At 62.7% G+C, this 21,038-nt stretch carries 20 protein-coding genes; 11 read left to right on the top strand and 9 right to left on the bottom strand.

Features of this window, described 5'->3' with window-relative positions; genetic code table 11:
* Positions 1 to 28 precede the first annotated feature (28 nt).
* The 7 genes from AABB87_RS06895 (at position 29) to AABB87_RS06865 (ending at position 5,917) form a co-directional block, all read left to right on the top strand.
* Entirely contained in the window at positions 29 to 1,018 is a 990-nt protein-coding gene (locus AABB87_RS06895; protein WP_341970563.1) for a class I SAM-dependent methyltransferase, read from the top strand.
* The gene (locus AABB87_RS06890) at positions 1,011 to 2,381 is read left to right on the top strand and encodes a class I adenylate-forming enzyme family protein (protein ID WP_341970562.1); all 1,371 of its coding nucleotides are present in this window, start codon (positions 1,011 to 1,013) and stop codon (positions 2,379 to 2,381) included. The genes AABB87_RS06895 and AABB87_RS06890 overlap by 8 nt, the downstream gene beginning before the upstream one ends.
* 82 nt (positions 2,382 to 2,463) lie before the next feature.
* Positions 2,464 to 3,240 carry an AAC(3) family N-acetyltransferase gene (locus AABB87_RS06885; protein WP_341970561.1) on the top strand — a complete coding sequence of 259 codons (777 nt, stop codon included), beginning with the start codon at positions 2,464 to 2,466 and terminating at the stop codon, positions 3,238 to 3,240.
* Positions 3,241 to 3,245: 5 nt separating this feature from the next.
* Positions 3,246 to 3,551, top strand: coding sequence for a hypothetical protein (locus tag AABB87_RS06880; protein ID WP_156421961.1), 306 nt, complete (start codon positions 3,246 to 3,248; stop codon positions 3,549 to 3,551).
* Positions 3,541 to 4,251 carry an SDR family NAD(P)-dependent oxidoreductase gene (locus AABB87_RS06875; RefSeq protein WP_341970560.1) on the top strand — a complete coding sequence of 237 codons (711 nt, stop codon included), beginning with the start codon at positions 3,541 to 3,543 and terminating at the stop codon, positions 4,249 to 4,251. The genes AABB87_RS06880 and AABB87_RS06875 overlap by 11 nt, the downstream gene beginning before the upstream one ends.
* A 3-nt stretch (positions 4,252 to 4,254) precedes the next feature.
* Positions 4,255 to 4,932 (top strand): MBL fold metallo-hydrolase, encoded by a 678-nt coding sequence (locus tag AABB87_RS06870; protein ID WP_341970559.1) that lies wholly within the window; start codon positions 4,255 to 4,257, stop codon positions 4,930 to 4,932.
* On the top strand, positions 4,922 to 5,917 hold the full coding sequence (locus tag AABB87_RS06865) for a 3-oxoacyl-ACP synthase III family protein (protein ID WP_341970558.1): 996 nt from the start codon (positions 4,922 to 4,924) through the stop codon (positions 5,915 to 5,917). Before AABB87_RS06870 ends, AABB87_RS06865 begins: the two co-directional genes overlap by 11 nt.
* A gap of 15 nt (positions 5,918 to 5,932) precedes the next feature.
* On the opposite strand, the gene AABB87_RS06860 is transcribed toward AABB87_RS06865, so the two are convergent.
* Together AABB87_RS06860 and pseI are read right to left on the bottom strand one after the other, a co-directional pair.
* Positions 5,933 to 7,636 (bottom strand): hypothetical protein, encoded by a 1,704-nt coding sequence (locus tag AABB87_RS06860; protein ID WP_341970557.1) that lies wholly within the window; start codon positions 7,634 to 7,636, stop codon positions 5,933 to 5,935.
* Between the two features lie 25 nt (positions 7,637 to 7,661).
* Positions 7,662 to 8,705 (bottom strand): pseudaminic acid synthase, encoded by a 1,044-nt coding sequence (gene pseI, locus AABB87_RS06855; protein WP_341970556.1) that lies wholly within the window; start codon positions 8,703 to 8,705, stop codon positions 7,662 to 7,664.
* A gap of 236 nt (positions 8,706 to 8,941) precedes the next feature.
* Here pseI and AABB87_RS06850 point away from each other — a divergent pair, with 236 nt between their 5' ends.
* Positions 8,942 to 10,225 carry a DUF4910 domain-containing protein gene (locus AABB87_RS06850; RefSeq protein WP_341970555.1) on the top strand — a complete coding sequence of 428 codons (1,284 nt, stop codon included), beginning with the start codon at positions 8,942 to 8,944 and terminating at the stop codon, positions 10,223 to 10,225.
* Between the two features lie 11 nt (positions 10,226 to 10,236).
* A complete protein-coding gene (locus tag AABB87_RS06845; protein WP_341970554.1) occupies positions 10,237 to 11,331 on the top strand; it encodes a FemAB family protein in 1,095 nt (364 codons plus the stop codon).
* Here AABB87_RS06845 and pseG read toward each other — a convergent pair.
* The 6 genes from pseG to pseB form a co-directional block, all read right to left on the bottom strand.
* Positions 11,312 to 12,838, bottom strand: a complete 1,527-nt coding sequence (gene pseG / locus AABB87_RS06840) for a UDP-2,4-diacetamido-2,4,6-trideoxy-beta-L-altropyranose hydrolase (protein ID WP_341970553.1) — start codon at positions 12,836 to 12,838, stop codon at positions 11,312 to 11,314. The genes AABB87_RS06845 and pseG overlap by 20 nt on opposite strands.
* Positions 12,838 to 14,127 carry an aminotransferase class III-fold pyridoxal phosphate-dependent enzyme gene (locus AABB87_RS06835; RefSeq protein WP_341970552.1) on the bottom strand — a complete coding sequence of 430 codons (1,290 nt, stop codon included), beginning with the start codon at positions 14,125 to 14,127 and terminating at the stop codon, positions 12,838 to 12,840. The genes pseG and AABB87_RS06835 overlap by 1 nt, the downstream gene beginning before the upstream one ends.
* Before the next feature lie 33 nt (positions 14,128 to 14,160).
* Positions 14,161 to 14,970: a glycosyltransferase family protein gene (locus tag AABB87_RS06830; protein WP_341970551.1), complete on the bottom strand. Its 810-nt coding sequence runs from the start codon at positions 14,968 to 14,970 to the stop codon at positions 14,161 to 14,163.
* Positions 14,967 to 15,845 (bottom strand): aldo/keto reductase, encoded by an 879-nt coding sequence (locus AABB87_RS06825; protein WP_341970550.1) that lies wholly within the window; start codon positions 15,843 to 15,845, stop codon positions 14,967 to 14,969. Before AABB87_RS06825 ends, AABB87_RS06830 begins: the two co-directional genes overlap by 4 nt.
* Entirely contained in the window at positions 15,842 to 17,011 is a 1,170-nt protein-coding gene (gene pseC, locus AABB87_RS06820) for a UDP-4-amino-4,6-dideoxy-N-acetyl-beta-L-altrosamine transaminase (RefSeq protein ID WP_341970549.1), read from the bottom strand. Before pseC ends, AABB87_RS06825 begins: the two co-directional genes overlap by 4 nt.
* A 153-nt stretch (positions 17,012 to 17,164) precedes the next feature.
* Positions 17,165 to 18,175 (bottom strand): UDP-N-acetylglucosamine 4,6-dehydratase (inverting), encoded by a 1,011-nt coding sequence (gene pseB / locus AABB87_RS06815; protein WP_341970548.1) that lies wholly within the window; start codon positions 18,173 to 18,175, stop codon positions 17,165 to 17,167.
* A 262-nt stretch (positions 18,176 to 18,437) separates the two neighbouring features.
* Here pseB and AABB87_RS06810 point away from each other — a divergent pair, with 262 nt between their 5' ends.
* Together AABB87_RS06810 and AABB87_RS06805 are read left to right on the top strand one after the other, a co-directional pair.
* The gene (locus AABB87_RS06810; protein WP_341970547.1) at positions 18,438 to 19,388 is read left to right on the top strand and encodes a WxcM-like domain-containing protein; all 951 of its coding nucleotides are present in this window, start codon (positions 18,438 to 18,440) and stop codon (positions 19,386 to 19,388) included.
* Positions 19,354 to 20,520 (top strand): DegT/DnrJ/EryC1/StrS family aminotransferase, encoded by a 1,167-nt coding sequence (locus AABB87_RS06805; RefSeq protein WP_341970546.1) that lies wholly within the window; start codon positions 19,354 to 19,356, stop codon positions 20,518 to 20,520. The genes AABB87_RS06810 and AABB87_RS06805 overlap by 35 nt, the downstream gene beginning before the upstream one ends.
* Here AABB87_RS06805 and AABB87_RS06800 read toward each other — a convergent pair.
* Positions 20,517 to 21,026: an acyltransferase gene (locus AABB87_RS06800; protein WP_341970545.1), complete on the bottom strand. Its 510-nt coding sequence runs from the start codon at positions 21,024 to 21,026 to the stop codon at positions 20,517 to 20,519. The two genes, AABB87_RS06805 and AABB87_RS06800, sit on opposite strands and share 4 nt — an antisense overlap.
* Positions 21,027 to 21,038 lie beyond the last annotated feature (12 nt).

Raw genomic sequence — 21,038 nt, 5'->3', positions numbered from 1 at the left:
CTGACCACTGAACCAGAGAGCCCGATCCATGAGCATCGCCCTCAGCGCAGCATCAGCCGACACGCAGACGGAGTCGGTCTTTCATCAGATCATCCAGGCCATCGGTCAGAAGAACCCGCTGCAGAAGAAGATGATTGCCGGCGTGATGGCCAATGCCGATCCGCTCTTCCATGCGCGCGTGGCCAGCTTCTCGGAGAACTTCGGCCGCCTGCTGCAAGCGCACGCAATTCCGGTCGAGAAGGTGGCGGACTGCTACACCAAGCTCTGCAAAGACATGCTGCTGGAGCAGATCAAATTCCGCAAGACCGGACGCTACAGCTCGACCTCTTTCGCCGAGGTGGCTCAGCGCGTCTACCACTCGGAATCGGAGATGGAGGCCATGGTCTACGGCCTGGCCATCTCACAATTCCTGTGGCGCAATCATTACGGCTTGTTCGATTTCTTCATCGACACCATCGCCCGCCTGGAAGCCAGCAAACCGGTGCGCAGCTATCTGGAGATTGGCCCCGGCCATGGCCTGCATCTGGTCGAGTCTCTGCGCTGCCTGAAGTCGGCCCACTTCGATGTGGTGGACATCAGCGCGATTTCACTGGCCCTGAGCCAAAAAGTGGTGCAGCAGTTTGCGCCTGGGCATGCCGTTAGCTTTCACCAGAAAGACGTCTGCGAATTCAGTGGCGCCAGTGCCTACGATTTGGTCGTGATCAATGAGGTGCTGGAGCATCTGGAAGACCCGCTGGCCATGATGCGCACGATTGCCGGCTTGATCGGCGATGAAGGCCATGTCTTCCTGACCACCTGCGCCAACGCGCCCTCGGTGGATCACATCTTTTTGTACGACTCGGTCGAGGCCATGCAGGCCCAGATCGCCGACGCCGGCCTCACCATCGTGGCAGAGAAGATCCTGCCGGTGGAGGACAAGTTCCCGCGTGAGCAGTGGAAGGAACTCAAGGTCGAGGTGAATTACGCGGCGCTGTGCAAGAAGACCCCAACAGCGCCTCAAGGAGCCACCCGTGTTTGAAGTCCTGCGCGAGCGGATGGAAGAAAACGCCGAGCGCATCGCCATTGTCTCGGACGGGCGGGAGTACAGCTATCGCATGCTGGCCGATGCGGTGCGCGCTGAAGAAGCGCGTTTGGCCGCAGCGAACATCGGCCCTGGCCATGTGGTGGCCTTGATCGGCGAGTTTTCGTTTGCCGCGCTGGCTTGCATGCTGGCCCTGTTTTTCCGCAAGGCCACGGTCGTGCCCCTGACCCGCGAGGCGCATGCCAAGCTCGGCAAGTATGTCGAGCAACTGGGTGTTGATTTTCTGATCGATACCTATGCGCCGCCCGACACGGCGATACAGCCGGCTGGCGCGCCAGAGGCCAAGCCCTGCCAGGCAGGCAATGAGTGGCGCAGCATCCTGCCTAGCGACACCGGCGGCCTGATTGTCTTCACCTCGGGCAGCACCGGCGTGCCCAAGGCCATCGTGCACAACATCGATTCGCTGTGCTACCGCTATCTGGACAAGAAGGAGCCGCTCAGCTCCATCTGCTTTCTGCTATTCGACCATATGGGCGGCATCAACACGGTGCTGTTCCTGCTCTTCCGTGGCGGCACGGCGGTCAATGTGGCGGAGCGCCAGGTGGACATCGTCTGCCAGGCGGTGCAGAAGTACCGCTGCCAGCTGCTGCCAACAACACCCAGCTTTTTGTCACAGCTGCTGATGTCGCGTGCTTATGCCAGCTACGACTTGTCTTCACTGCAAGTGGTCAGTTATGGCACCGAGGTGATGAGCGAGGCCGTGCTCAAAAAGATGAACGAGGTACTGCCGGGCTGTGTGTTCAAGCAGACTTATGGCTTGTCGGAAACCGGCGTGCTGCAGATCAAGTCGCGCTCCAACGACACGCTGTGGTTCAAATTCATCGATGCCGGCGTTCAGTCCAAGGTCGAGGACCATATTCTCTGGATCAAGACTCAGTCCAATTTGCTGGGCAAGGTGCTGTTCACCGAGCAGGGTCTGAAGCTAGAGGAGAACAGCCATGAGTGGTTTTGCACCAATGATCTGGTGGAGACCGATGGTGAGTACCTGATGATTCTGGGTCGCCAGACCGACATCATCAATGTGGGTGGCTTGAAGGTTTATCCCAGCGAGGTGGAGAACTGCATCCACGAGCTGCCCTTCATCGACGATGTCTTCGTCAAGGCCAAGAAGCATCCCATGTTGGGCCAGATTGTGGTGGCCTACATCCTGCAAAACGGCACGCTTGAAAAGGCCGAGGCCGAGCGTTTGATCAAGCGCCACTGCCTGGCTCGCATGGAAAAGTTCAAGGTGCCCAGCCAGTTCATCTTCAACTGGGAAAACTTCGTCAACGACCGGTTCAAGAAGGTGCGCAGCGCATGAGAAACAATCGCCGGGCCGTCCCAAGCTTGTTTCTCCACCCCCTCGGGGGGCCTGGCGCGAAGCGACAGGTCTGGGGGCAGCAATGAAGCGCACCTCGTTGGATGATCTGGGTGCTGGACTTGCGCGGCTGGGCTTGCCGCGCAACCACGTCGTTATCGTGCACAGCTCTCTGCTGACCTTTGGCCTGATCGAAGGCGGCTTGCCCGGCGTGATGCGTGTCTTGAATGAGGTGCTGGGCGAGCAAACGACCTTGCTGATGCCGGCCTTCACATTTGCATATGGCGCCAGCCGGGTCTGGGACAGCCGCACGACACCTGCCGAAACCGGCGCGCTGACCGAGTACTTCCGCAAGCGGCCCGGCGTGCTGCGCACGCTGCACCCCTTTCACTCGCTGAGCGTCAGCGGGCCGCAGGCGCATGCCTTTGCCAGTTGCAAGAATCTGTCTTCCTTTGGCCCGGGTTCGCCTTTTGAGCAGTTGGTCGAGATGGAGGCGGTCAATCTGGCGTTGGGCACCGAGTTTGTCGGCGGGGCCACCTTTTTGCATCACACCGAAGAAGTTGCGGCCGTGCCCTATCGCTTCTACAAGGAGTTTCCGGGCCAGGTCCTGGACGCCCAGGGGCAGGCGCAGGCGGACAACTTCCGCATGTATGTCCGTGAGATCACGGATGCGTATGAATACGACAACGACTGGGCCCCGGTTTGGGACCTTTTCGTCAGCCAAGGCCTGGTGCGCCAGCAGAATCTGGCCGGGGCGAATATTTTCGCCATCGACATCAAGCCTGCGCACGAGTGCTTGCTGCACACGCTGCAGGCCCAGCCCTACTATTGCGCTATCAAGAACATCAAAGAAAGAGGATGAACAGCATGAATGAAGCCGAACTGATCGATGTGATCCTGGCCGAGCTGAAGGTGATTTGCGAAGAGAACGAGATTGACGCCGGTCCCGTGGACCGCGAAACCGTGCTCTTTGGCAGCGGCAGCATCATCGACTCGCTGGCCCTGGTGGGCCTGATCATCAAGGTGGAGGAGTTCATCTTCGAGCGCACCGGCAAGGAAGTGCAGGTGATCGACGAAGACGCCATCATCACCGAGGGCAAGACGCCGTTCAGAAACGCCAGCACCCTGGCCGCCCTGGCCATCGCCAAGTCGAACTCAGCGAATGCGGCATAAAGCGATTCTGATCACCGGCGCGACGCGCGGCCTGGGGTTGGCGCTTGCGCAGCATTGGGCGGCGGAGAACACCGTCATCGCCGTGGCCCGCAAGTCCTCCGAGGCTTTTGATGCCTTGGCGGCAGCTAGCCCCTCTGTGCACTTTCATGCCTGTGATCTGGCCGACGAGGCAGCAACCGTGTCGACCTTTCAGCAGATCTGCCGCTCAATGCCACAGATCGATGTGCTGATCAATAACGCTGCCATCCTGACCTCCTTGCCTCTGGGCATCATGAAAGCCAGCGACATCGCCTGCATGATTGATGTGAACCTGAAGGCGCCCATCCTGGCCAGCAAGACAGTGTTTCGCAAAATGGTCGGCGCCAAGCGCGGCCAGATCATCAACATCCTGTCCATGGCGCCCAAGCTCTGCGTGGTGGGCGACTCCGTCTACGCCGCGACCAAGAGCGGGCTGGAGGCGTTCTCACGCGTGCTCAACAAGGAAGGCCATCCCTTCGGTGTGCACGTCAACAATATCGGCCTGTCCGCCTTTCCCAGCGGCATGTTGGATCAGATCGTGGGTAAGAACACCGACAAGGTGCTGGACCTGATTCCGCACAAGCAGTTCGCGCCGCTGACGGAAATCATCAACGCGATTGAGTTCTTCGAGGCCAATGGACGCGACATCGGCGGCCAAACCTTGTACTTCGGCGGAGTCTGAGTCGTGATCATTTATCAAGCCGGCGCGTTGAACATCCACCGCCTGCTGCTCAACGAACTCAAGACCAACTGCTACATCCTGCAGCAAGGGGATCAGGCCATCCTGGTTGATCCCACCGATCAGCCGGAGCAGATCCTGGCCTATCTGCATGAGCACAAGCTCAAGCTGCGGTTCATGTTGAGCACCCATGCTCACTTCGACCACATCTCGGCCGCGGCCGGCATGATTGATAGCGGCCTGGTCGATACCTTGTATTTGCACGAGTTGGACCTGGACGAAGCCAAGCGCGCCCAGTCCTACTCATTGATGCTGCTCAAGCGCAAAATGCGCCCGGCCAAAACGGCGGCCTTCAGCGAGGCGCTGATCGCGCTGCTGCTGGATTGGGGGCTGATCATCCAACATGTGGGCGCGCATACCAAGGGCAGCTGCATCCTTCACAGCCTGAACCGTGACTTCATCATCACGGGCGATCTGGCCCTGCATCACAAGCTGAAAATCACCCTGTTCGACAGCCGCGAAAACAAGGCCGAGTTTCTCCACTTCCTGCAAAGCATCATTCCCCAGTTTCGCCCGGATACTGTCATCCTGCCTGGGCATGGTGATCGCAGCACGGTCGAGGCAGAACTCGCCCACAACAAGAAGTGGGCGCATATTTTGCAAAGGCAGGGACATGGCAGTTAGGATTGTTGGCACCGGGAAGTACATCCCCCCGGGCTTTGAGACCACCGCGACGGTGGCCGAGCGTTTGGGCCTGTCGACCGAGGACATCCTCCACAAGACCGGCATCGAGAAGCGCCATCTGGCCGGCGACGAATCGGCCTCGTCGATGGCGCACAAGGCGCTGGAGTCCGCCATCACCAAGTCCGGAATTGCTAAGGACGAGATCGACGGCGTCATCGTCGCCACCTTCACCGGCGACTATCTTTATCCCAGCACGGCCCTCAAACTGGTGCAGACCTTGGGGCTCAAAGCCGGCATCGCCTTTGATCTGATGGCCAATTGCGCCGGCATGCAAGTGGCGATGGAGAACGCCCGCTGCCTGCTGCAGGGCAACCCTTCGCTGCGCGTGATCGCTGTGGTGGGGCTGGCCAAACAGTCGCCTTTTGTGGATCCGTTTGACGAAAACAGCGCCTACTTCTTTGGCGATGCGGCTTCGGTTGTGCTGCTCCGGCGCAGTGAAGCCGAGGCTGAGGCTGGTGGCTTACTGCCCAGTTATTTCACCAGCAACACCAAGAACTATGAGCTGGTGCGCTTGCGCGGCGGTGGCTCCAGCTTTCCCCATAGCCCGGCCTTGTTCGAGCAGGACAGCAAGGCGCTGTACTACGAGCACACGGGGCTGGGCGTCTGGAAGGAGGTGGTGGTGGAGTTGCCCAAAATCATCCGTCGCGCCATGGATGATTTGGGCTGGACGGTGAACGATCTGGACTTGATCCTCTTCCACCAAGCCAATCTGCGCCTGATCGAATACTGCATGGCTCGCCTGCGCGTGCCCATGAGCAAGACCATCAACAATGTGCAGCAGATCGGCAACACGGCCGAGGCCTCCTTGGGCACGGTGATGGATGAGGCCTTCGACGCCGGCTGGTTTGCGCCGGGCAAGAAGGTGTTGCTGGCCTCGGTCGGCGCGGGCTTTGTCTATACCGTCACGCCGTACTACATCCCTTGATGTTTAAGTGCTGGTCTAGTTGGCCAGCAGCCAGTGTCGCAAGGGCTGGGCGCCGAGCTGGCTGGCCAAGCCGGCTTCGTGTTGCCGCTGGGCGAAGGCCTGGAACTCAGCCGGGTTGGCGTGCATAAAGCCGAGTCGCTCCAAACCCTCGCTCATGGCATAGCGCGGCACGATGCGGGCGTCGATGATGCTCCACTCCAGGCGTGACAGTGGCCGGCGGTCGATCTGCAAGCTGGGAACGCCCTCGCGGATGAGATCCTGCAGGCCCGAGGTCGGCGAGTCATAGCCCACGCAGACATCGCAGCCACGGGCAAAGTCCAGCAAACTGCCTTGGGCATGCTGCAGCAATTCTTGCGCGGGAATGTTCAGGCGCTCGCCCACCAAGCCTATCGGCGTCTCAGCGGCGCGTACCCGCAGCTTGAACTGGATGCCGCGCGCCTTGGCCCAGCTGCGGATGTGGTCGATATCGGCGATGTACTGATCGAAGTCGACCACGCAAACCCCGTTGCCGCTGATGCCGTTGAGGATCAGGCCTAGGGTTTGAAAGGGCTTGGCCTCGACCTGAGCCAGCACCTGTGGCGCTTGCCAGGCGCCTGGGTAGCTCAGGCGGCGCGAGGGCAATACGCGCTCCGACAAGTCCAGCACCGGGCCATCTTGCATGCCGTGGTGCAGGCAAACCGGCTTGAGCCCATCGGTCTTGAGCAAGGAGTTGTGCACCCGGGAATGCGGTATGACGGTGATCTTCATGCCGTGATTCTGGGCAAAGCTCATCAAGGCGCCGTGCACCGTGGCGTCGTGATTGGAGATCAGCAGCTGCGCCGGTGGCTTGGCGCCCAGGCGCTGCTCTAGCCAGAGGTAGAACAGGCCTTGCAGGGCCAAGACTTCCCACAGCGAATCGATCTGCTTGAGCAGAAAGCTGCGCTGCAGGATGTGGGGCCGCAGATGGCTGAGCAAGACTTCTTTGATCTCGACTTCCAGCGCATCAATCCGGGCCCGCCCTTCTGCACCGAGTTCAGCGGCCACGGTAGCCAGATCAATCAGACCGGTGGCTGTATGACCTGGCAAGGCCACGTCGTAGCGCTGCGAGCTGAGGATGCCGCAGCGCAGGCCGCTGGCATGCAGCTCTTCGCCGAAGTAGGCGGCGTCGTGGAAGCAAGTTGGCAGATGGCAGAGCAGGTCCATCTCGGCCGGCAGCTGGCGCAAGTCCGGCAAGACAAAAGCGTCGGCACCGGGGCAGTCATAGCCATAGGCGGTGTGCGAGATACCCGCCGCCTGCAAGGCATCCACCAGGGTCAGGCCCGGCAGAAAGGAGTGCACGCCATAGTCATGCGGGTTGCTGGGCAGCAGCACATGCCAGCTGCGCTGGGCATGGGCGGGGACCACATGTTTCCAGATGTCCCGGTAGCAGAACAGGGTGGAGAACATCTGCAGCGTGCGGTGGCTGGACCAGGCGGCGGCGGCGGCGTTGGGCGCCCAATGCTCTAGCAAAGGTGCCAGCGCTCGGTTGAGTTGCAAGGCGGCTTGTTCGGCCTGCCGGAACGCGCGCAGGTAGGCGTGGGCATCCAGGCCAGGCTCGAGCAGTGGCGCGGCCATGCCTTGGGCCTGGGCGTGGTTTTGCAACAAGGGGTCAGCGACCAGCACTTGCGCATCCCGCTGACTCAGCAAGGTGGCCGCAATCGGCAGGTCGAATCGATTGACGACGACGACGATCTCGCTCAAATTCAGTCTCCGCAATGAAGGCAAATTAACCGATGCAGTCCCAGGCCAGGGGCGTGCCCGGGCTCAAATCGCGGCTGGCGCGCTTGCCCAGCACGGTGTCGTAGAACTTGGGCGCCAGGCCAAAGCCGGGGCGCACGATGCGCAGGTGCTCGGCCCGCAGGGCTTCGCCGGCCTGCACTGGCACGGCCACATAGATGGAGCGTCGGAAGGCCTTGGATTTTTCCTCCGCCTGGCTGCCGCCGTAATTGGTCTGGCCCAGGGCCGCCCAGGCGCGCTCGGTCTCGCAGCGCAGAAGCTTGAACTCTTCGGGTTCCATCGAAAAGGCCGAGTCCACGCCGCCGTCAGCTCGTCGCAAGGTGAAGTGCTTTTCGATCAAGCTGGCGCCCAGGGCCACAGCGGCGATGGCCGCGCCCACACCCATGGTGTGGTCTGACAGACCCACTTCGCAGCCGAAGGTGGCGCGCATATTGGGCAGGGTGCGCAAATGGCTGTTCTCAGGCGTGGCGGGATAAGTGCTGGTGCACTTGAGCAGAATCAGGTCCTTGGCGCCGGCCCCGCGTGCGGTGCGCACGGCCTCATCAATCTCGGCGACCGAGGCCATACCGGTGGACATGATCATGGGCTTGCCGGTGCTGGCCACCTTGGCGATCAGGGGCAGATCGGTCAGCTCAAAAGAGGCAATCTTGTAAGCGGGCACGCCCAGCTCTTCGAGGAAGTCGACCGAGGTCTCGTCGAAAGGCGTGCTGAAGCAGTGCATGCCCAGCTCCTTGGCTCTTTGCATGATGGGGCCATGCCATTCCCAGGGCGTGTGGGCCTCATCATAGAGCTCATGCAGATGACGGCCCGCCCACAGGCTGTTCTTGTCCTGGATGACGAAGTCGGGTGCGTCGACCTTCAAGGTCATGGTGTCGGCGGTATAGGTCTGCAGCTTGATCGCGTCAGCACCCGAGGCCGCGGCGGCCTCAACGATCTGCAAAGCCCTTTGCAGCGATTGATTGTGATTGCCCGACATCTCGGCAATCAGATAGGGCCTTTGGGTTTGATCAATGAGGCGTTGCGAAATCTGCATGGTGGGCCTGTGGCAATTGGCTTTCGGTTTCGCATGCTCGCACAGCTAGGTGCTCGCTCAAGAGTGAAATAGGGGGCGGGAGCCGGCCCAATACAGGCGTCCGCAAAGATAGGCGGTTTGCGCCCGGATACTCCGAACCTCGGCCATGCTTGGCCTGCCATAGGATGCGCCAAGGCGAGCGCTTAAGTGGGCCCGCTTTGCCGTGAAGTGGGTATTGGATGTAGGAATTGGGAACTATGAATCTTGAATTAGGTCAGCAGATGCACGCGCTTTGCCGCGAGCTGTTTCCTATCTGTCGCTCGCTCACTGGCGCAGGTTTTCGCAGCTCCATGGACATCTTGCGGCGCGAACTGCCGGCCCTGACGATGCATGCGGTGCCCAGCGGCACCCAGGCCTTCGACTGGACCGTGCCGCTGGAGTGGAATATCCGCTCCGCCTGGATTGAGGCCCCAGACGGCAGCCGCATCTGCGATTTGGCCCAGCACAATCTGCATGTGATGGGCTACTCCGAGCCGGTGGAGGCCGAACTGTCGCTAGAGGACTTGCAGCCGCATCTGTATTCCCTGCCCGAGCAGCCGGACGCGATTCCCTACATCACCTCCTACTACAGCCGCCGCTGGGGGTTCTGCCTGACACACAAGCAGCGTCAAACCCTGCAGCCCGGGCGCTACCGCGTGCATATCGACGCCAGCCTGGAGCCCGGCGTCTTGAACTACGGCGAGGCCTTGATCCGAGGCGAGACCGAGCAAGAGGTGCTGCTGTCCAGCTATCTCTGCCACCCCTCCATGGCCAATAACGAGCTCAGTGGTCCGGTGGTGGGGACCTATTTGGCCCGCTGGCTGCAAAGCCTGCCCCGGCGCCGCTATAGCTACCGTCTGCTGATCGTGCCTGAGACGATTGGCGCCATCACCTACCTCAGTCGCCATCTCGACGCCATGAAGAAGAATGTGGTGGCGGGCTATGTCTTGAGCTGCATGGGGGATGAGCGGGCCTATTCCTTCCTGCCCTCTCGGCGGGGCACGACGCTGGCCGACCGAGCTGCGCGCCATGTGCTGTCGCATCTGGCACCGGGCTATGGCAGCTATTCTTTTCTGGACCGTGGCAGCGATGAGCGCCAGTACTGCAGCCCTGGCGTGGACCTGCCCGTGGCCTCGGTGATGCGCAGCAAATACGCCTGCTACCCCGAGTACCACACCTCGCTGGACGATCTGGAACTGGTGACGCCAGCCGGCCTAGCCGGTGGTTTCACCGCCGTGCAGCGCTGCATCGAGGCCATCGAAGCCGACGAGACCCTCAACTGCACCACCCTGTGTGAACCCCAGCTGGGCAAGCGCGGGCTTTACCCCTCTATCAGCACCAAGGAAAGCGGTAAGCAAGTGGAGGCCATGATGAATTTGCTGGCCTATTGCGACGGCAGCGAGAGCTTGCTGGAAGTGGCCGAGCGCATTGGCCGCCCGATTTGGGAGTTAGGCCCCGTTGTCAGCCAACTCAAACAGCATGGTTTGCTGGTCAGCGCCTGAGCCTTGCGAGCATGCCCATGCCTGAAATGAAGCAAATGCTTGAGCCTGCTGCCTTGCAGGCCTTGTTGAATGACAGCCGCCTGGACGCCAGCCTGGCGCATCAGCAGCCCCAGGCCTGGGCGCAGGTGTGGGAGGGCTTGGCCTATCGCTCGGTCAGCTATGCGCCAAGCTCGCTGGCTTATCAGCAAGCCTATCTGGAGGATGCCGGCTGGCAGTTGCAGGACATCAGCCTGATTCTGCAAACCGATGGCCGACCCTGCGGTATCTTCCCGCTCGCCTTGGGTGGCCCGCCGGGTAGCGTGAGCTTGAGCGGCTTTGGTGGGCCCTTGATGGCGCCGCTGTTTGTGCAAGGCCTGTCGCCCAATACCGTCAAGAAGATCTGCGCGCGCCTGCTGGAACTGCTGCAAATGCTGGCGCAACGCCTGAGCCAGAGCAGCCTGAGTCTGCAGCAGGCTGTGCTGCCTGATCAAGCAGCGCTGGGCCTGAGCGAGTGGTCTCAACAGCTGCTGGCGGCCGGTGCCTCGGTCACGGTCAAGCATGATTTGTTTGTGGATCTGAGCCCCTCTTTGGACGAGATCCGCGCTGGTTTTCGCAAGAGCTTTCGCCCCTTGATCAACGCTGGCCTGCGCCATTGGCAGGTGGACTTGATGGACGCGGCAGCGGCGGATGCAGCAGTCTGGGAGGAACTCAAAGCCTTGCATCTGGACGTGGCCGGGCGCAAGACTCGCAGTGACGACAGTTGGCAGCGCCAGTTCTCCATGATTCAGGCGGGCGAGGCGTTTATGGTCACCTTGCGCGATCCGGAGACTCACCGGCTGGTGGGGGCTGGCGTGTTCCAGATCAACCGGGATGAAGGCTTGTACGGCGTGGGGGCTTATGACCGCGCCCTGTTCGACAAGCCCTTGGGCCATGTGGTGCAGCAGGTGGCAATTGAGTACCTCAAGCGCCAGGGCACCCGTTGGTACCGCCTGGGCGAGCGGCAATTCGCCCAGGATCAGCCCACGCCCAGCGCCAAGCAACTGTCGATTTCAGCCTTCAAGCAGGGCTTTGCCAGCCATGTGTTTGCTCGGCCAGAGTTTGTCTGGCCTATGGCACCAGGCGTTTGATGAAGCGCAGCGGCGTGGCCCCAGGGCCATAGCCGGCGCCGCGGAACAAGGCCAGGGAGCTCTCATTGCCGGGCAAGACTTCGGCATGAATGTTCAAGGCGGCATCCGCATGCATCTCGGCGATTGCCGCTTCACCGGCTTGCAGCAGGGCGCGTCCCAGCCCCAGGCCTTGCAGCTGAGGATCCAGATAAAGCGAGACCTCGACGGCGGCTTCCGGATCCGATGTGAGCAAGGGATCGAAGCGAATCACGCCGACTGCAAACGAGCCCAGATAGGCCAGAAAGAGCCGACTCTGCCCGGCCGCCAGCAGGCGCTCCAGCCAAGCGCGGTGGGCGCTCAGCGGAATTTCCTCTTGCGAGCGTGAGACCTGGCGGGTGCTGGGGTGATTGCGCCAGCGCCATAGGCATTCGGCATCGCTCAGCTCGGCCGGGCGCAGTTGCAGCGGCGCCTGGGCCAGCACCAGCAAGCCCAGCGCCACCTTGCGCGCGCCTTGGCCATCGACCAGGGCGCGGCTATTCGTCGCCAGCGTCTGGCGCAAGCTCGCATCGTCCAGCAGGCGGCGCAGGCCTTTGGCCAGTGCGGGTGCATCCAGGCCGGTGGCGGCCAGCACGGCCTGGCGGCGTTCCAGCTCGGGCAGGACGGCGCGCTGGTTGTCGGCCAGGCAAAGCGTCAAGGAGGGCACGCCGACGGCACAGCGCTCCCAGGCTGCGCCTCCGGCCGCGCCGACCTGCAAATCATGGCGGGCGTAGAAGGCGCTGAGCTCGGGCAAATCCAGGCTCAGCTGGGCTTGCGGGTCTGCGCGCACGGCTTCGCGCAAGCTGGCGAGATGGGGATTAGCGTGGGTGGAAACGATCTCGATCGGCCCTTGGAAACCAACGCCGCTTCGGCAGGCTTGCAGGGCCGTGGGGCTGAGGTTCAGTGGGTCGGTGCCACCCAGAAATATGCCGATGCTGCGCACCTCGGCCGCTGGCACATGAGCTTGCAGTTCGGCATAGCTTTCACCCAGCAGGGCAAAGCCGGGTCCGCAAAACCTGCGTGCGGGCGGGCGGCGCAGCCAGGGGGCATAACGGGTTTGATGGCTGGACTCGACGCAGAGGTTTTGGTCGATCAAGGCGTCGGCGCTCAAAGGCCTGTCGGCCAGATCGTCGATCACCGCAATGCGGCAGCCCAGGGCTTGGCGCAAGGCCTCGTGCCAGTCAGCGGCCAGACCGTAGTGGTCAACGACGAGCAGGGCGGGCGCCTCGTTCTTGAGGACTTCGATGCAGGCTTGGGCATCGTCTGCCGCGTCGGCCAAAGCGCCCGGCTGAATGACCGCCGGCAGCTGCGCCAGCAGGCGGCATTCGATGCCGGCCGAGGCCAGCAAGGCCTGCGCGTCAACATCACTGGTTCGGCAAAGAAACAGCGTTTGAGCCCCCAGACGCTGCAAGGCCTGGGCGAGCGAGAGGCAGCGGCGCAGATGACCCAGCCCGATCTGGGAGGAGCCATCGGCGCGGAAGGCGACCCGCATCAGCGCAGCTTGAACAGGGGCACCAGGGGGGCGCAGCGCAAGAGTTCCGGCACCCGGCCGGCACTGGCGGCTTCACCCACCATGGGCAGCAGCTCGCGGTACATGGCCAGCACCTGCTCGATGTCGGCCGTGCTGTGAGCGTGGCTGAGGTTGTGGGTGCCCAGACCCAGCACGCCGCGCTGATGCTGCTCTTGCGCCAGCAGGGTTTTGATGTCGAAGATATTGGCGCCACGCGCTTCGCGCACGTTCAGGAAGGTCCAGCTCGGATGGCCGCTGACCGAGAACAAATCGTTCAAGTTCTGTTCATCCAGCAAGCGGCGCAAACCGGTTTGCAGCTGTTCGCCCTTGGCCGCGATGCCGGCCAAAACAGGCTCGCGCTTGAGCTTGCTCAGCGTGGCCTTGGCAGCAGCCAGGGACAGGGCTTCGCCGCCGAAGGTGAAGGAGAAGAAGATCTCTTCCATCAGCTGCATCACATCGGCCCGACCAGCAATGGCCGAGACCGGGAAGCCATTGGCCAAGCCCTTGCCAAAGGTGGCGAGATCGGGGGTGACGCCGAACAGCTCCTGCGCGCCGCCGTTGGCGAAGCGGAAGCCTGTGATGGTTTCATCAAACACCAGCAAGGCGCCATGCTTGTGGGCCAGGGCCTTGACGCCTTCCAGAAAGCCGGGCTGCGGCGCGGCCACATTCATGGGCTCCAGAATCACGGCGGCCAGCTGTTCGGGGAATTGCTGGAACAAGGCCTCCAGCGAGCTCAGATCGTTGTAGGCAAAGGCATGGGTGAGGGCGCGGGTGGCTTCGGGCACGCCGCGATGGCGGGCGGTGCTGCCGATATACCAGTCCTGCCAGCCGTGGTAGCCGCAAACAGCGATATGGTCGCGGCCGGTGAAGGCGCGGGCCAGGCGCACGGCGCCGGAGGTGGCGTCGGAGCCGTTCTTGCCGAAGCGCACTTTCTCGGCACAAGGCACCATGTCCACGATCAGCTCGGCCACCTCGCACTCCAAGCGGTGCGGCAGGCTGAAGATGACGCCTGAATCCTGCAGTTGCCGGCTGACGGCGCTGTTGACCTCTGCGTCTTGATAGCCCAGGGTGACCGAGGCCAGGCTCATCACCAGGTCCAGATACTCATTGCCGTCCACATCCCAAACGCGCGCACCCTGGCCACGTTCGATGAAGAAGGGCGAGACACCCTTGGGGTACTGGGTGCGGCTCTTGCTGAAGGTTTGGCTGCCCAGGGGGATGACGCGCTCGGCGCGCTCCAGCATGGCTTCGGAAGCGGTGAATGTACGCATGATGGCAGTCTCTTTGGAAATAGGTGTTCGGAGTCAGGGCTGGGCGGCAGCGGCTTGCAGCGCGTCATTGCGCAGGCTCTTGGCATAGCCCTCATTGCGCTGGTGCGGGTTGAGCTGCAGCAGCTCAGGCCGGGCGTCGAGCAAGCGCAGAAAGTCAAACAGATCGGCGCGCAGGGCGGCACCGGGGCCGGCTTGGGCATCCAGGGCGTCGACCAGGGCGCGCACCAGTTGCAAATCATCCAGATGGTCCACGGTCCAGCGCAGCTGGGCCAGTGGAATCACGCTGCTCAGGCTGCCAATGCGCAGCTTCTGGGCTTGCGCGCGCAGCCAGGGGGTGACGTGCTCACGCTCGCTGGGCAAGCGGGCGTGTTCCGCGGCTTGCAGCAGGGCTTGGCGGGTGAAGACCTCGACATCCAGGCCATCGGGGTAACTGGCGGGCTCGCTATTCGTGCAGTAGTCCAGCTTCTGCGCACAGAGCTGGCTGATGACGCGGTCGATCAGGGCCGGGTCAATCAGGGGACAGTCGCCTGTCAGGCGCACGATCAGTTCGGCGTCGCTGGCCTGGGCGGCGCCGGCAAAGCGGGCCAGCACATCGTTCAGCGGGCCACGATGAACTGCATAACCGGCTTCGCGCACGGCGTCCGCCAGCGCGTCATCGCTGGCGTCGGTGCTGGTGGCCAGCACGATCTGGTCGATGAGCGTGGCGCGTTTGACGCGCTCCAGCATGAACAAAATCATCGGCATGCCGGCCAGCGGCATCAAGACCTTGCCAGGCAGGCGGCTGCTGGACAGACGGGCTTGCACAATCGCCAAGCAAGCAGGGCGCGGATTCATTGAACTCATGGTTTGGGCCACAGGCGGGGGTCGTAGGCTTCGGGCAGGTCGCAGGCCAGGTGAGGGCGATGCAGGGGCCGGGCATGCTGCCAGGCGCCGGCGATGTCTTGCCATTGCGCCAAGCTCTCCACGCCGACCACGCAGCTGTGCACCTGGGGCAGGGCCTTGACGAGGCCTAGCGCGGCCACGGTGGGCGATAGGTCTTGGGCTTGGCAGTCTTTTTGCCAGGCTTGCAGAAATGGCGCGGCCGCCGGCACGCGTTGGGCCCCGCGTTCAGGCGCCAGCAGCAGGCCTTGCAAAAAGGCCGAGCGCACATGCAGTTCCACACCCGTCAGCAGCTCGGCCTGTGGGCCTTGCAGGGTTTGCTGCAGGCGTTGATCCAGGGCATTGGCCGGCAGCTGGGCGATGCGAATGTCTTGGCGCTGGCGCAGCGTCAGCAACTCCTCCGGTCCGTAGCAGGAGACACCCAGGCGGATGCCGCTGCCCTTGAGTTGCTGCTCGGCCTGTTCCCAAAGCGCTGGGCCGCCTGCGGCCAAAAGGTCAGCGGCGCTGTGGAACAGCAGCGCGTTCAGTCGTTCGCCCAGGCGTTGGCGGGATTGCTCAATGCTCATCTGCACGGCAGCCAAGGCTTGGGCTTGCGAGAGCCCGCTCAAAGGCCTGATCTTGCTGATGATGCGAAAGCCCAGCGTGCCGCACAGGCGGGCCAGCCTGGCTTCGATATCGCCGTAAGCCGCTGCCGTGTCCAGCGTACGCACGCCTTGCTGCCAGGCGGCGGCCAAGATGCGTTCGACCTCAGCCTCAGCCACGGTCTGGCCGCTGCCGACCGCGCCATAAGCGAGGCCAAATTGCACAGTACCCAGCGCCAGTTCCATGGCCTGACTCATTGCGCCAGCAGCTGACGCAGCGTGGCGACGACGCGATCCTGATCAGCCTCCGTCATGGCAGGGAACAGGGGCAGGGAGATGCAGTGGGCGTAATAGGCCTCGGCCAGCGGGAAGTCGCCGGGCTTGAAGCCCAGGGCTTGGTAATAGGGCTGGGTGTGAATGGGGATGTAGTGCACCTGCACGCCAAAGCCTTGCTCGCGCAGGGCGGCAAAGAGCTGAGCCCGAGTGATGGGGCAGCGCTGGGCATCCAGCTCCACGGCATACAAATGCCAGGCCGATTGCCGGTCGGCAAAGCGCGGTGGCAGGCGCAGCGGCAAGTCCTTAAGCAACTGGTCATAGCGCGCCGCCAGGGCTTCGCGTGCGGCTTGCATCTGGGGCAGGCGGCGCAGTTGCGAGCGGCCGAGGGCAGCTTGCAACTCCGTCATGCGGTAGTTGTAGCCCAGCGCCTGTTGCTCATAAACCCAGGCGCCTTCGGGCGGCTGGGTCATGGCGGAGGCTTCGCGCACCATGCCGTGCGAACGCAGGCCTTGCAGAGCTTGGGCCAGCTGCGGATCACGACAGGTGAGCATGCCGCCTTCGGCTGTGGTGACTACCTTGACGGCGTGAAAGCTGAAGACCGAGATATCGGCCCAGTCCGAACCCATGGGCCGGCCTTGCAGGCTGGCGCCGGTGGCGTGGGAGGCGTCTTGCAGCAGCTTGAAGCCATAGCGATCGGCCAGGGCCCGCAGGGCCGGCCAGTCGCAAGGCAGGCCGGCAAAGTCCACCGGGATCACCACATCGGGCAGGCGGCCAGCACTCTGGGCTTGGGCCAGCTTGCTGCTCAGGGCTTCGATGCCCATTTGGCGGCTGAAGGGATCAATCTCGACGAAGTCAACACTGGCGCCGCAATAGCGCGCGCAATTGGCCGAGGCCAAAAAGCTGTTCGGTGTCGTCCAGACCAGGGACTGCGGGCCCACGCCCAGCGCCAGGCAAGCAATGTGCAGGCCGGCGGTGGCATTGCTAACGGCAATGGCGTGCGGTACTTGGTGCAGGGCGGCGAATTCGGCCTCGAAGGCGGGCAGCTCGGGGCCTTGCGTCAGGAAGTCGGAGCGCAGCACGGCGCAGACCGCAGCGATGTCTTCTTCGCTGATCTGCTGGCGGCTGTAGGGGATGGATGCAACTGTCATGAGCGGGGCTTAGAGGGTGGGCACTTTTGTAGCGAGCGCTTGTCAAGCTAGGCGGACGAAGCGCAGGAACCGGAACGTACTTCCTGTACGTGAGGATTTCGAGCATTTGGCCAACGACGCATGGCGGCCGCGCAGTAAAAAGTTCTCACCCTCTCAGCTCAGGCGAGCTTCGGGTACATGCTCCATGATCAGCTCACGCAACTGCGCCACGCTGAGGAAATCGGGGTTGCTGCCGCTGTCATAGGCAAAGCCGGCGGGCACGCGCTCGGCACCGGTCTTCTTGCAATACTGCTCAATGCTGTACTCGCAGTTGGAGGGCAGGATGGCGTAGTAACGGCCCAGATCAACGGTTTGGTAGCTGTCGCTGCCGGTGATCATCTCTTCGTGGATCTTCTCGCCGGGGCGAATGCCCACAATCTCCTGGCGGCAGTCGGGCGCCACGGCGGTGGCCACATCGCCGATGCGATAAGAAGGAATCTTGGGCACAAAGATCTCGCCGCCTTCGGCGTTTTGCAAGGCCCACAAGACCATCTCCACCCCGTCTTGCAAGGAGATATTGAAGCGGGTCATATTGGGATCGGTGATGGGCAAGACGCCGCTGGCGCGCTTATCCACGAAGAAAGGGATCACCGAGCCCCGGCTGCCCATCACATTGCCGTAGCGCACGACCGAGTAGCGGGTGGGGCGATGGCCGCGGATATTGTTGGCGGCGATGAAGAGCTTGTCTGAGCACAGCTTGGTGGCGCCGTAGAGATTGATGGGCGCAGCGGCCTTGTCGGTGGACAGGGCAACCACCCGCTCCACGTTCTGGTCCATGCAGGCTTCGATCAAATTCTGCGCACCCAGGATATTGGTCTTGATGCACTCAAAAGGGTTGTACTCAGCCGCCGGCACCTGCTTGAGCGCAGCGGCGTGGATGACGATGTCAATGCCTTCAAGCGCGCGGCGCAGCCGGGACTCGTCACGCACATCACCCAGGAAATAGCGAATGCTGGGGAACTCCCGCTCGCTGAAGCGTTGGGCCATCTCAAACTGCTTGAGCTCGTCGCGCGAGAACACCACCACTCTCCGGACATCGGGATAGCGCTTGAACACCGTGTCGACAAATGCCTTGCCGAAGGAACCGGTAGCGCCGGTGATGAGGATGGATTTGCCGTTGAGCATGGTGTGCCGAAGGTTGGTTGAAGGGTGCCCAGGCTGAACCACAGGCTTGTTGTGACTTTCGCCGCACTTGAGGGTGCTTGATCCCTGAAAAAAGCGCAGGCGGGTGGTCTATTTTGCAGCCCTGGGCGCTCGGGGCAGAGTGGCCTTGCCAGGGGCTTGGCCCAGCAAAGAAATGCAGGGCAGGGATTGCCCCGGATTTCTGGCCATCGCAGGGTGCCCGCAGCTGTTAGCGTTCAGGCATTCTTGTTTTCAAGTCCAAGCCATGCCGTCGACCTCCTCTTGCTCCATCCATGCCCATGCCCTGGTCGAGAGCCCGCATATCGGCGCGGGTACACGGGTCTGGGCCTTTGTGCACATCCTGCCGGGTGCGCGCATCGGGCGGGACGCCAATATTTGTGACCATGTCTTCATCGAGAACGATGTGGAGGTGGGAGATCGGGTGACGATCAAGTGCGGCGTACAACTCTGGGATGGGGTGCGCATTGAGGATGATGTCTTCATCGGCCCCAATGTGACCTTCAGCAACGATGCCTTCCCGCGCAGCAAGCAGCGGCCCGAGCAGTTTGTTCAGACCCGCGTGCGCAAGGGGGCCAGCTTGGGCTCCAATGCCACCGTGAGGCCAGGCGTCACCATTGGCGCCCATGCCATGGTGCAGGACGGCGCGGTGGTGACCCGCGATGTGCCGGCCAATGCCATCGTGGCGGGAAATCCCGCTCATGTCATCGGTTATGTGGATACCTTGCATCCGGCGGAGCCTGCCACGCTGCCCTCGGCAACACGGCCTGGCCAGGCGCCTGAGCGCTTGCAGGTGGCCGGCGCCTCGCTGGTGCAACTGCCGCAAGCCGTGGATATGCGGGGCTCGCTTTGCGTGGGGGAGATCGGCAAGCAGCTGCCTTTCACGCCGCAGCGCTTTTTCATGGTCTACGACGTGCCCAGTCGCGAGGTGCGTGGCGAGCATGCGCACAAGCTCTGCCATCAATTTCTGGTTTGTGTGAAGGGCAGCCTCAGCGTGGTGCTGGACGATGGCGAGCGCCGCGACGAGTTGCTGCTGGACAACCCCCGCCTGGGCTTACACATCCCGCCCATGGTCTGGGGCATACAGTACCGCTTCAGCGCCGACGCCGTCCTGCTGGTGCTGGCCTCGGACCCCTATGACGCTCAAGACTACATCCGCAGCTATGACGACTACCTCGCCGCCATTCAACGTGCCTGAAGCTGCCGTGCTTGAAGCTGCCGCTCCCGAGGCGCCCATCCCGTTCCTGAATTTGCAGCCCGCTTATCAGCTTGCGCAGGCCGAGATTGATGCTGCCCTGCTGCGCGTAGCCCGTAGCGGCTGGTTCTTGTTGGGGCAGGAGTTGCAAAGCTTCGAGGTGGCCTATGCGCGAAGCGTGGGCGCTCAAGGCTGTGTGGGCGTGGCCAATGGCCTGGATGCGCTGGCCTTAGCTTTGCAAGCGCTTGGCGTGGGGCCGGGCGATGAGGTCATCGTGCCCGCCAATACCTATATCGCCACCTGGTTGGCCGTCAGCCAATGCGGCGCCCGCCCGGTGCCGGTGGAGCCTGATCCGCTCAGCTACAACATCGACCCCGCCCGAATTGAGGCGGCCATCACGCCGCGCAGCAAGGTCATCCTGCCGGTGCATCTCTACGGCTTGCCGGCCGAGATGGATGAGATTTTGCAGATCGCCCGGCGCCATGGCCTCAAGGTGCTGGACGATTGCGCCCAAGCCCATGGGGCGATGTATCGGGGCCGCGCTGTTGGCAGCCTGGCGGATTTGTCGGCCTGGAGCTTCTATCCCGGCAAAAACCTCGGCGCTTTTGGTGACGGTGGCGGTGTGACCGGCGCCGACCCGGCCTTGCTGGATCAGATCCGGGTGCTGCGCAACTACGGCTCGCGGGTCAAGTATCACAACGAGGTCAAGGGACGTAATTCGCGGCTGGACGAAATTCAGGCCGCCGTGCTGTCTGCCAAGCTGCCGCATCTGCAGGCTCAGACCGAAGAGCGGCGCCGCATTGCTACACGTTTGCTCGATGGCCTGGCGGGTCTGCCCCTGCAACTGCCAACATCACCGGCCGCGCATCTGGAGTCGGCCTGGCATTTGTTCGTCGTGAGGCATGAGGCACGGGATCGCCTGCAGGCCGAACTCGCCCGCCAAGGTGTGGGCAGCCTGATTCACTACCCGGTGCCGCCGCATCTGCAGCCGGCTTATGCCGAATTGGGCTATGCGGCGGGTGACTTCCCCATCAGCGAGGCCATGCACCGCGAGGTGCTGAGCTTGCCACTGTGGCCCGGCATGAGCGAGGCGCAGATCGATCGCGTGATTCGTGTCGTACGGGCCAGCGTTTAAGCCTCTTCGCTTTTTTTCACCCAAGGCGCGGGAGCCGGGCCTCGGCTGCGTGCCGGATTGCCCACCCAAAGCTCGCCCGGCGGCACATCGCGTGTGACCACGCTGCCGGCGCCAATCATGGCGCCGGACCCGATGCGCACCCCGCCCAGAATGGTGGCATTGGCGCCGATGGAGGCGCCGCGCTCCAACGTGATGGTTTGAAACTGCGCCGGGTACTGGCGTGAGCGCGGTGTGCGGTCATTGGTGAAGGTGGCGTTGGGGCCGATGAAGACATCGTCCTCCACCCGCAGGCCGTCCCACAGTTGCACGCCGCTCTTGACGGTGACCCGGTCCCCGATCTCGACCTCGTTCTCTATCAACACCTGGGCGTTGATATTGCAGTCCGCGCCGATGCGGGCGCCTGCCAGCACCACGCAAAACTGCCAGATGCGGGTGCGCGGGCCAATATGGGGGCTGGCCACATCGGCCAGGGGGTGAATCTTGGGGGCGTCGTTCTGTTCGCTCATATGGCAAGCATA

Source organism: Roseateles sp. PN1, from assembly GCF_038419725.1.
Classification (GTDB): Bacteria; Pseudomonadota; Gammaproteobacteria; order Burkholderiales; family Burkholderiaceae_C; genus Paucibacter_A.
Note: the sequence above shows the minus strand (reverse complement) of the source record. Positions and strands in the feature narration are given on the sequence as shown.

Coding starts and splice junctions, on each gene's coding strand:
- AABB87_RS06865 (WP_341970558.1), top strand. CDS start 4,922: ATGGCAGTTAGGATTGTTGGCACCGGGAAGTACATCCCCCCGGGCTTT.
- pseG (WP_341970553.1), bottom strand. CDS start 12,838: ATGCGGGTCGCCTTCCGCGCCGATGGCTCCTCCCAGATCGGGCTGGGT.
- AABB87_RS06825 (WP_341970550.1), bottom strand. CDS start 15,845: ATGAGTCAGGCCATGGAACTGGCGCTGGGTACTGTGCAATTTGGCCTC.
- pseI (WP_341970556.1), bottom strand. CDS start 8,705: ATGCAGATTTCGCAACGCCTCATTGATCAAACCCAAAGGCCCTATCTG.
- AABB87_RS06835 (WP_341970552.1), bottom strand. CDS start 14,127: ATGCGTACATTCACCGCTTCCGAAGCCATGCTGGAGCGCGCCGAGCGC.
- AABB87_RS06895 (WP_341970563.1), top strand. CDS start 29: ATGAGCATCGCCCTCAGCGCAGCATCAGCCGACACGCAGACGGAGTCG.
- AABB87_RS06845 (WP_341970554.1), top strand. CDS start 10,237: ATGCCCATGCCTGAAATGAAGCAAATGCTTGAGCCTGCTGCCTTGCAG.
- AABB87_RS06810 (WP_341970547.1), top strand. CDS start 18,438: ATGCCGTCGACCTCCTCTTGCTCCATCCATGCCCATGCCCTGGTCGAG.
- AABB87_RS06885 (WP_341970561.1), top strand. CDS start 2,464: ATGAAGCGCACCTCGTTGGATGATCTGGGTGCTGGACTTGCGCGGCTG.
- AABB87_RS06800 (WP_341970545.1), bottom strand. CDS start 21,026: ATGAGCGAACAGAACGACGCCCCCAAGATTCACCCCCTGGCCGATGTG.
- AABB87_RS06805 (WP_341970546.1), top strand. CDS start 19,354: ATGACGACTACCTCGCCGCCATTCAACGTGCCTGAAGCTGCCGTGCTT.
- AABB87_RS06830 (WP_341970551.1), bottom strand. CDS start 14,970: ATGAGTTCAATGAATCCGCGCCCTGCTTGCTTGGCGATTGTGCAAGCC.
- pseB (WP_341970548.1), bottom strand. CDS start 18,175: ATGCTCAACGGCAAATCCATCCTCATCACCGGCGCTACCGGTTCCTTC.
- AABB87_RS06880 (WP_156421961.1), top strand. CDS start 3,246: ATGAATGAAGCCGAACTGATCGATGTGATCCTGGCCGAGCTGAAGGTG.
- pseC (WP_341970549.1), bottom strand. CDS start 17,011: ATGACAGTTGCATCCATCCCCTACAGCCGCCAGCAGATCAGCGAAGAA.
- AABB87_RS06850 (WP_341970555.1), top strand. CDS start 8,942: ATGAATCTTGAATTAGGTCAGCAGATGCACGCGCTTTGCCGCGAGCTG.
- AABB87_RS06875 (WP_341970560.1), top strand. CDS start 3,541: ATGCGGCATAAAGCGATTCTGATCACCGGCGCGACGCGCGGCCTGGGG.